At 46.2% G+C, this 10,632-nt stretch carries 4 protein-coding genes and 1 pseudogene; 4 read left to right on the plus strand and 1 reads right to left on the minus strand.

All coding sequences use genetic code 11. From position 1 onward, the window contains the following. Positions 1–185: 185 nt before the first annotated feature. The 4 genes from QUA27_RS00705 (at position 186) to QUA27_RS00720 (ending at position 9,731) form a co-directional block, all read left to right on the plus strand. Positions 186–1,523, plus strand: coding sequence for an adenylosuccinate synthase (locus QUA27_RS00705; protein ID WP_333065697.1), 1,338 nt, complete (start codon positions 186–188; stop codon positions 1,521–1,523). Positions 1,524–1,713: 190 nt separating this feature from the next. Next, positions 1,714–2,319, plus strand: a complete 606-nt coding sequence (locus QUA27_RS00710) for a 50S ribosomal protein L25/general stress protein Ctc (RefSeq protein ID WP_333065699.1) — start codon at positions 1,714–1,716, stop codon at positions 2,317–2,319. Between the two features lie 473 nt (positions 2,320–2,792). Further along, positions 2,793–7,382, plus strand: coding sequence for a tetratricopeptide repeat protein (locus QUA27_RS00715; protein WP_333065700.1), 4,590 nt, complete (start codon positions 2,793–2,795; stop codon positions 7,380–7,382). A gap of 459 nt (positions 7,383–7,841) precedes the next feature. After that, positions 7,842–9,731, plus strand: coding sequence for a tetratricopeptide repeat protein (locus QUA27_RS00720; RefSeq protein ID WP_333065702.1), 1,890 nt, complete (start codon positions 7,842–7,844; stop codon positions 9,729–9,731). A 25-nt stretch (positions 9,732–9,756) separates the two neighbouring features. Here QUA27_RS00720 and QUA27_RS00725 read toward each other — a convergent pair. Beyond that, positions 9,757–10,632: pseudogene (locus tag QUA27_RS00725) on the minus strand (hypothetical protein); the annotation flags it as partial.

Raw genomic sequence — 10,632 nt, forward strand, 5'->3', positions numbered from 1 at the left:
CCCGGACTCGTCTGTGGATCGGCTCTCACTAATTTGCGTATCCGATCGACCTGCGAACCAATGTATCCGTGGCGTAGCCTCTCAAATCTCAAATCCAAAATTTAAAATCTAAAATTGATTGACATTTGGGACGCATTCATAGATAATCGGAGATTGTGTCAACCTGAACTGAACGCGAGAAACCCTTGGCTAACGTAGTTGTGATCGGCGCCCAGTGGGGCGATGAAGGAAAAGGCAAAATTACCGATTTGCTCAGCAAATCAGCAGATATCGTTGTCCGCTACCAAGGGGGCGTCAACGCGGGTCACACCGTGGTAGTTAACGGTCAGACTTTCAAGCTGCACTTAATTCCGTCTGGGATTCTCTACCCTGATAAAGAGTGTATTATCGGCTGCGGTACGGTCATCGACCCTAAAGTTTTAATTGCAGAGTTAGATCAGCTAGAGGCACTGAATATTTCAACGGCCTCGCTGATGATTTCGGAAACTGCTCACGTAACCATGCCCTATCATCGATTAATTGATGTAGCATCGGAAACCCAGCGGGGAAATTATAAAATCGGGACGACGGGACGCGGAATTGGCCCTACTTACGCAGACAAGTCCGAACGCACTGGCATTCGGATGCTCGATTTAATGGACTTGGAAGGGTTGCAAGAACAACTGGAATGGACGATTAATTGTAAAAATGTCCTTCTCGAAAAACTCTACAATTTGCCGCCTCTAAATCCGCAAGATGTAATTGATGAATATCGAGTTTATGCGGAACGTTTGCGACCGCACGTAGTAGATAGTTCCCTGAAAATTTATGAGGGAATTCACAAGCGGAAAAATATTCTCTTTGAAGGCGCGCAAGGCACTTTATTAGACTTAGACCACGGCACTTATCCTTACGTTACTTCGAGCAATCCCATCGCAGGTGGCGCTTGTGTGGGAACAGGAGTAGGCCCGACAGCGATCGATCGCGTAATTGGCGTAGCAAAAGCTTATACAACCCGCGTCGGAGAAGGCCCTTTCCCTACCGAAATGGTAGATGGAATAGGCGCAATTTTGGGCGAGAGAGGTGCAGAATTCGGCACGACAACGGGCAGGAAACGCCGCTGCGGTTGGTTCGATGCGGTAATCGGGCGCTACGCAGTCCGCATCAACGGCCTTGACTGTCTGGCAATTACCAAACTAGATGTTTTGGATGAATTAGAAGAAATAAAAGTTTGCGTTGCTTACGAAATTGACGGCGAAAAATGTGTTGATTTCCCGAAAAGTTCCCGGATATTTGCTCGGTGCCAACCTATTTACGAAACCCTTCCCGGTTGGAAACAGTCTACGGAAGAGTGCCGGAATTTGGAAGATTTACCGCCGCAAGCTTTGGATTATCTGAAGTTTTTGGCAGATTTGATGGAAGTGCCGATCGCAATTGTTTCTCTCGGCGCCAGCCGCGACCAAACTATTATTGTAGAAGACCCGATTCACGGCCCGAAACGCGCTTTGCTGTCAGCAGACGGCCATCCCGCCAAACCATTTTAGGTTTGAGATTTTAGATTGGGAAAGATTGATGGGGAGATTGGGTGAGTTGAAGAGGCCGAGATTCGGAGAATAGCCAAATTCCCAATTCCCAATTCCCAATTATTATCAAATATTCAGCGAATTTAATTAACTTCGATCGCTGTAGCATAAATTTGATAAAATGTAAAAACAATCAACAGAAAGTCATAAAATGGAACTCGCAGTAGAATGTCAAAAGCGGGCAGAAGGCAGCAAACCTAACGCCCTACGCCGCTCTGGATTGATTCCCGCCGTCCTCTACGGCCACAAAGGCTCTGAATCCATTTCCCTTACCATAAAAGCCAAAACAGTTGAACACCTGCTCAAAAAGCACGTAGTCAACAATACCCTAATTGACCTCAGCATTCCCGACCTCTCTTGGAGCGGAAAAACCTTGCTGCGGGAAGTTCAAGTTCATCCTTGGAAAGGCTATCCTTACCACCTGAGCTTTTTCTCCGTGGCAACTCAAGACAGTCTGGAAGTTGAAGTGTCGCTGAATTTTGTCGGCGAAGCTGTGGGCGTCAAGTTAGAAGGCGGCATCTTGGATACCGTGCTGACGCAACTAGCAGTTAAGTGCAAACCTGACAGCATTCCTGAAGGAATTGATGTAGATATTTCTAATTTAAAGGTTGGGGATGCGCTGCACATTCACGAATTAGTTTTGCCTGCGGGAGTGGTAGCTCTCGGCGAACCAGATCAGGTGGTTGTTACCGTGCTGGGAATTCAAGCAGGTTCTGAAGCAGAAGACGCAGAAGCAGACGCAGACGCAGCAGCTTGATTAGTAATTGCTAATAGTTGTTAACTAACTAATGGTTGAAAAAAAAGGGCGATCGCTTTCTCGCAAAAGGGCGATCGTTTTTTGCTAAAAAGGCTATTCTCGTTTGGGTTCGATCGCACATCTGGCACCGTTTGTAAGATTTTTTTAGGCGGGTTCCCTTGCCCAGTCCACAAGAAAGCCTCCCACAAGCAAGAACCAGCCTTGTTTACTTTGCTTTACAAAACGGGCGATCGCCCGGAAGGTACAAAAGTCGGGACTGGCGCACAAATCCGCCAGAAACCGTACTGATTCTTACATATTTAGCCGTAAAATCAAAAAAATCAACCGAGAATCCCGGTTTCTCGCCAGCACCGGCAGTCAAAAAAATTAAGAATTGGGGGAACAAGTCCGGTACTCTTAGTGTCAAACGCGAGTATAATTGTGAAACGTTTTGACTACCTTATTTAATTCCTGCCTCTGGAGCCGCCGCCCATATGCCATCAACAGTGAATACAGAATCAACAGCGGTTCAATTTAACCAACAGGGAGAAACATACTTATCCCAAGGAAAAATAGAAGAAGCGATCGCATCCTGCGAGCAAGCTTTGAAGATTCACCCCAATTTTGCACCGGCTTACAAGACTTTGGGCAACGCGCTGCAAGCTCAAGGCAGGATGGAAGAGGCGCGGCACTGGTACGCTAAAGCGATTGAAATAGAACCGAATTTTGCGGAAGTATACGCGAATTTAGGTAGTCTTGGCGCGCAGCAGCAAAAATGGCAGGAGGCAATCGGATTTTATCAAAAGGCGATCGCGATTAAGCCGAATTTCGCGGGAGTGTACCGGAATTTAGCAAAAGTATTCGGACAAATTAGCAAACCGGAAGAAGCCCAGCATTGCTGGTATCAAGCATTTAGTTTGGAACCGGAAAAAGTAGCGCCTGGGGAACACTTGAATATGGGCGACGCTTTTTTTCGGCAGGAAAAATACCCCGAAGCGATCGCTTGTTACGATCGCGCCATAAAATTAAATCCTAATGTGGCGACTGCTTACCAAAATTTGGGCGAAGCGCTAAAAAAACAAGGGAAGTTAGAGGAAGCGACAGCATATTATCGCAAAGCTATTGAACTGAACGCAGCTAATGCGAGAAATGGCAGCGAGGGACAGCAAACTTTGGCGGGTGCAACTGCGAAAAACGGTGCAGTTAAGCAGCAGCCAGCAGCAACGGCAGTTAAGCAGCCAGTGCAGCAGCCAGTTAAGCCGCCAGTTCAGCAGGCAGTTAATTCTACAATTAATATAGAAGATCCAGAAGCATACAAAATATTGGCAGAAGGCTATTTTGCTCAGGGCAAATTAGAACAGGCAATCGCAGCTTGCAAAAAGGCGCTGCAAATAAAGCCGGAAGCGCCGCTTTACAAAATGCTGGGCAACGCCCTACAAGCTGGCGGAAAAATTGATGAAGCTAAAAGTTGCTATGTCAAAGCAATAGAAATTAACCCGAATTTTGCCGAAGCTTATGCTAATTACGGCAGCATTTGCGCGCAGCAAGAACAGTGGCAGCAAGCGGTTTCTGCTTACGAAAAGGCGATAGCCCTGAAACCGGATTTTGCCGGTGCTTTCCGCAATTTTGCCAAACTTTTGACGCAGTTAGGCAAGTCGGAGGAGGCGGCTGAGGCTTGGTATCGAGCATTTGCGATCGACCCCAAATCCGGCACGGCTGAGGAACACGAGAATTTAGCCAAAACTTTGATCGAGCAAGGTAAGGTAGATAAAGGAATTGAGTGTTACCGGCGCGCGGTTGAGTTGAACCCAAATGCTGGCGCAGCTTATCACGAATTGGGCGAAATTCTTAAGGGTGAAGAACAGTGGGAAGCGGCGGTAGATGCTTACACTAATGCCATTAGAAACAATCCCGCTCTTTCTTGGTCGCACAACAATTTAGCTGAGTCGCTGGTTAAGCTGGAACGCTGGGAAGAAGCGGTAAATGCCTACCGCAAGGCTATCGAATTAAATCCCGATTTTAGCTGGTCTCACAACAATTTAGCAGATGTGTTGCTGAAGTTGGAACGGTGGGAAGAAGCTGTAGAGTCTTACCGGAAAGCAACAGAATTAAATCCTGATTTCAGTTGGTCGCACAACTATTTAGCAGACGCGCTAATTAAACTAGGAAGGTGGGATGAGGCAATTTCGGCTTACCGAAGGTCGATAGAACTCAATCCCGACCATTTTTGGGCGCACAACAATTTAGCAGAAGCGCTGGTGAATTTGGAACGTTGGGATGAGGCAGTTGTTGCCTACCGGCGTGCTAACGAAGTTAATCCGAATTTCTTTTGGTCGCAGAGCAAATTGGGCGACGTGCTGCTAGAAATGGAAAGGTGGGAGGAAGCGATCGATGTTTACCGACGCGCGGCTGAGTTAAATCCCGATTTTCCGTGGACTTATTACAACATGGCAACAGCTTTTGAGAAGCAGGAACGGTGGGAGGAGTCGATCGCCGCTTACCGCCGCGCTGCGGAAATTCAGGCGGATTTGCCGTGGCTTTCGCAAAAGTTGGCTGATGCTTTGAGGATGCGATCGCAGTGGGATTTGCAGGAGGCGATGCGTTTGTACCGGCGGGCGATTCAGGAGAATCCTGATGACGTGCAGTTGTATCACAAGGCGCTGGAGATTGCGCCGAATGATGCTGACCTTTATGTTGAGTTGGCGGATGCTTTGGTGCGGAAGAATTGGCCGGACGGGGCGATCGTCTTTTATCAGATGGCGTTGCAGATTCGGCCGGACGATCAGGGGATTTCGGCGCTGCTGGAAGAGGTGTTAAAAAAAAAGGGTGTAAGTAGGGCGGCGGAAAAGAGCGATCGCGCGGTTCACCAACACTCTGGAAATACGATAGAACACACCCCTGGGGTAGCTACCGAGTACCACGAATTAGGGGCGTCTCTGCAAGAAGAAGGTAAATTTGCTGAGGCTGTGGTCGCCTACGGCAAAGCAATTTCAATTAATCCCAATTACTTTGGAACTCACCACAATTTAGGCGATGTCCTCAAATCGATAGGTAAAGTTGATGAGTCTATTAAAAGCTATCAGAAAGCTGCTGAACTGAATCCAAGTTTTGTTTGGTCGCACCACAACTTAGCGGATTTATTTCAACAAGAAGGTCGCCTTGATGAAGCTGTTGCTGCTTATCGGAAAGCGATCGAGGTTGCTCCTGACTTTGGCTGGTCGTACCACAATTTAGCAAAAACTTTAGCTAAACAAGACAAGCTTTCGGAAGCTCTGGAAGCTTATCAGACGGCGAGCAAACTCGATCCGAAACTTTTTGGTTTGGATTATCAAAACTTGCGAGATTCGCTATTCCTCGGTCAAGACCCAGCTTACACGAAGTGGCGCGCTAAGAACAGCCCCAGAGAAGCTGACTTGCGGAAGATGGCGGAAACATTAGAAATCTTTAACTACAAGCCGCTGATTAGCATTGTCATGCCGGCTTACAATACGCCAGAAAATTATTTGCAGGAAGCAATAGAATCAGTTATCAATCAGATATATCCTTATTGGGAATTGTGCATTGCGGATGACGCATCAACCGCGCCTCATGTCAAGCAAGTTTTGCAAGAATATGCAGCCAAAGATAGCCGGATAAAAGTAGCTTACAGAACAAAAAACGGTCACATTTCTCACTGTTCTAATTCTGCTTTGGAGTTGGCGACGGGTGAATTTGTATCTTTATTAGACCACGACGATACACTGACACCAGAGGCGTTGTATGAAGTGGTGCTGTTGCTGAATCGGCATCCGGAAGCGGACATGATTTATTCAGATGAAGATAAGATTTATCAGGATCAAGAACTGATAAATCCTTTCTTTAAGCCAGAATGGAGTCCGGATTCATTTTTATCTCGGATGTACACTTGCCATTTGGGAACTTACAGGCGATCGCTAATTAACGAAATCGGCGGTTTTAGACCGGGTTTTGAAGGAGCTCAGGATTACGATTTGGTTTTGAGATTTACGGAAAAAACAGACAAAATTTTTCATATTCCCAAAATTCTATATCACTGGAGAATGCACGCGGGATCGGCTGCTGGCGGTGTAGAGGCTAAACCCTATGCCTATGATGCAGGGCAAAAAGCTTTGCAAGAGGCGATCGAACGCAGGGGCGAACCGGGGAAAATTGAAGGCGTTCCCGACTTTTTGGGACACTTTATTGCACGGTACAAAATTGCAGATTACAAGCGGGTCAGCATCATTATTCCCACGCGGGATTTAGGGGATGTTTTGGACAATTGCTTGGAGTCTATCTTTACTAAGAGCGTGTACCCCAACTACGAAGTTATCGTGATCGATAACGGCAGTCAAGAGCAACACACGGCGGAAATTATGGCTAAATGGAGGGCCAAGGAATCAGCGAGGTTTAAAAGTTATCGACTCGATATTCCCTTCAATTTCTCTAAGATTAACAACTACGCTGCTAGCAAAGCGGAGGGAGATTACTTTCTGTTCTTGAATAACGATACAGAGGTAATTACCCCCGATTGGATTGACGCAATGGTTGAACAAGCTCAGAGAAGCTCGATCGGGGCGGTGGGCAATTTGTTGATATATTCAGATAACAAAATTCAACACGCGGGAGTAGTGATGGGACTCGGCGGCGGAGTGGCCGGTCACAGCTTCTATCATATGCCTCGATCGATACCAGGATATTTCGGGAATGTGGTAGGTATGAATAATGTTTCAGCGGTAACTGCTGCGTGTTTAATGTGTCGCCGCGAAGTATTTGAAAGTGTTGGGGGGTTTGACGAAGAACTAACAGTGGCGTACAATGATGTGGATTTGTGTTTGAAAATGCTAGAGCAAGGGTATCGCAATATTTACCTGCCTCATGTAGTTTTATACCACCACGAATCTAAAAGCCGAGGTTACGAAGACTCGCCTGAAAAGAAAGAGCGGCTGAGGAAGGAATCAAAGCTGATTGAAAGCCGGTGGCAAAAATATATTGACAATGACCCTTACTACAGCCCTCATTTAACCAGAGCTTGTCAAGACAGCGGTATCAGATTGGAGGACGAGAATTGGCGGCCGACGAATTAAGAACATCTCCCTGAGTTTAGGGTGTGAACTTAAGCCTCCAGCCTTCTGTATTTCTGCTTTGTACCCAAGTCTCGATCCCCCTAAATCCCCCTGAAAAAGGGGGACTTTGAAGGCTCTTTCCCCTTGTTAAGGGCCGCAATGGGGAATCGAGAGGAGTGTGACTCAGACTCAAGAAGAGGGACGTTGAACGCTCTTCCCCCTTGCTAAGGGGGGCTAGGGGGGATCGAGAGGATTGTGATTCAGACACAAAACCGATACAATTCACCGGACGGCACCAATGTCAAAAACCTGTAGGGGCGGGTTCACCGGTAGCTTGAAGGAATACCCAAAGACTAAAAAACTAGCCCCCACCCCGCGCGAGAATCCTGAAAATTGACTGTGGTGCAAGTTCTCAGATACAAGGTAGTTATAAACCCTTTCTCAACAAAGCTAAAAAAAGGAAATATACGGTACAAAACTATGAATAACTCATTACAAGTGCATGAAGAGACAGCTTCTAATTATTTTCATAGAGGCAACCTCCTAAAACAGTCGGATAAATTAGAGGAAGCCGCGGCTGCCTACCAGCGATGTACTGAACTTAACCCGGATTTTTCCTGGTATCACCATAATTTGGGTGAAGTTTTGGGGAAGTTGGGGCAGCGGGATGGGGCGGAGAAAAGTTATCGCAGGGCCTGCGAACTTAACCCGAATTCGGCTTGGTATTGGCACAATTTAGGGGAGGTTGTGGAACAGCAGGGGAATCTCGATGAAGCCGTGGCTGCGTACCGCAAAGCTGTGGAAATATATCCGGATTTCTACGAGTTTCACAATAGTTTAGGGAAGGCTTTGTGCTTGCAAGGTCAACTGGATGAATCTATAAGTTGTTTGCGAAAAGCGATCGAGCTTGACTCGGAATCGGCTTTGCCTTACCAAAATTTGTGGGAGGCTTTGGCAAGACAGGGACGGGTTGATGAAGGGATTGATTGCTTGCGAAGGGCGATCGAGCTAAATCCGGGCGAGGGAGATTTGTACCTGAAGTTGGCAGAAGCTTTGCAAGGAAAGAATGAATTAGCAGAAGCCGTGGGTTATTACCGAAAGGCGATTGAGTTGAAGCCTGATGTGCATTGGTCTTACTATAAAATGGGAACGGCTTTAGTGGCACAAGGTAAATGGGAGGAGGCGATCGCATCTTACTCGCAGGCGGTTGAGTTAGAACCTGGTTCGGCGATCGTTCACCACTATTTGGGGCATACTTTGTCGCTCATGCAGCGGTGGGAGGAGGCGATCGCTTGTTATCGAAAAGCGATCGCTCTTGCCCCCAACGTTGCTACCGTATACTTTCATTTAGGCGATGCCTTAGCGACACAGCAAAGGTGGCACGAAGCTGTAGCTGAGTACCGGAAGTCTGTCGAGATTGAACCAAACTCTCTTGAATCCCAAGACCATTTAGGATTTGCTCTGGCTCAACTTCAGCGCTGGGACGAAGCGATCAACTCTTATCGCAAAGCTATTGAGCTAGCCCCCGACTCGGATGTGGTTTATCACCATTTAGGAGATGCTCTACAACAGCGATATTGTATCCCGTCTCTTACACAACAAGTTCAGTCGGATTTAGATGAGGCGATAAAGTGTTATCGCAAAGCGATCGAACTTAACCCAAGGAATGTCGAGACTTACCAAAAGATGCTGGAGATTAAGGCTGACGAGTATGAATTATACAAACCATTAGGCAATATTTTGTTAGAGCAAAATCGGGTGGATGAGGCAATCGCTTATTATCAAAAGGCACTGGCAATTAAGTCCGATGATATTGAAATCCACCAGAAGTTAGGGGAAGCTTTTGTAATAAACAATGCTTTAGAAAATGCGATCGCATCGTATCACCAAGCTGTTGAGCTTAACCCAGAGGATGCTCAAATTCACCACAAGTTAGGGGAAGCTCTGCAAAAACAAGGTAATCTAGATCAGGCTATTGTCGCCTACCAAAGAGCTATCTATCTCGATCCAAACTACTTTGGCTCTCACCATAATTTAGGGGATGTCCTTCAACAAAAGACTTTTCTTGACGAAGCTATCACGGCCTACAATCAAGCTATTGAGCTGAACCCAAACTTTGTATGGTCTCACCACAACTTAGGGGATGCCCTGGCAGCCAAGGGAAATCTTGAAGAAGCTATTAGTTCATACCGCCAAGCTATTGAGGTTGATTCTAATTTTGCTTGGTCTCACCACAATTTAGCCAGAGTTCTAGCCAAACAAGCTCGGAATCGTGAAGCTGTTGCTTCTTGCTTGAAGGCTATAGAACTCGATCCTAGTTTTTTTACCCAGTATTACCAAAGATTAGAGAAGGCTCTACTGGGTGACTAAGGTGCGATTCACCTGAAGTTTTATTCTATGCCTGTCCCACAAATCGACTTGTGCCTACTATTGACTTAACCCTAACGGATCGAGCCATTAATTGTTTCCACTCTTGTGAGTTAGTCAGCGAATAGGTATCAAGTTCACAACCTTTTTCTGAAGAAAACTTAGCAAAACTCTCTAACCAGTCATTAACGGTTTGGGTTCCTGAAAAAGGCGTATATTTTAAAGATTGCTGCAAGCACTCCTGCATCTTAGTCAAAGCCTTATTGTGATAAGCGCGACACGCCTCCCAAACTAAAAGTTTGTACTGCATCTGGTCTTGTCCATCTTTATCGTTGCCTAAAGCTTCCTGAAACTGGGATAGTTCTAATTCTCCTTGAGTCTGATGCAGTTGTATTTCGGACTGTTGCAATTGCTCTTGAGTTTGATGCAGTTGAGTCTGAGACAGTTTCAATTGCTCTTGAGTTTGATGCAGTTGCATCTGAAATTGTTGCACTTTTGCCTCGATTTGATGCTGTTGCGTCTGAGATTGTTCTAATTTTTCCTGAATTTGATAAAGTTGCGTCTGCAATCGGTTCCATTCCTCTTGCTTCTGATGCAGTTGAGTTTGCGACTGTTCTAATAAAGCCTCGCTTTGATGCAGTTGTATCTGTGACTGTTCTAATAAAGCCTCGCTTTGATGCAGTTGTATCTGTGACTGTTCTAATTCTCTCTGGCTTTGGTAAACTTGAGAGTGCGATTGCGCCAATTCTTCCTGCGTCTGATCGAGTTGAGACTGCGATCTCTTTAATTCCGTTTGAGTCTGATGCAGTTGAGTTTGGGAGTTTTCCAATTCCGTTTGAGTCTGATGCAGTTGAGTTTGGGAGTTTTCCAATTCCGTTTGAGTCTGATGCAGTTGAGTTTGGGA

It is taken from the genome of Microcoleus harperi Pol14_C6, assembly GCF_036701295.1.
Taxonomy (GTDB): Bacteria; Cyanobacteriota; Cyanobacteriia; order Cyanobacteriales; family Microcoleaceae; genus Microcoleus.

Coding starts and splice junctions, on each gene's coding strand:
- QUA27_RS00710 (WP_333065699.1), top strand. CDS start 1,714: ATGGAACTCGCAGTAGAATGTCAAAAGCGGGCAGAAGGCAGCAAACCT.
- QUA27_RS00715 (WP_333065700.1), top strand. CDS start 2,793: ATGCCATCAACAGTGAATACAGAATCAACAGCGGTTCAATTTAACCAA.
- QUA27_RS00720 (WP_333065702.1), top strand. CDS start 7,842: ATGAATAACTCATTACAAGTGCATGAAGAGACAGCTTCTAATTATTTT.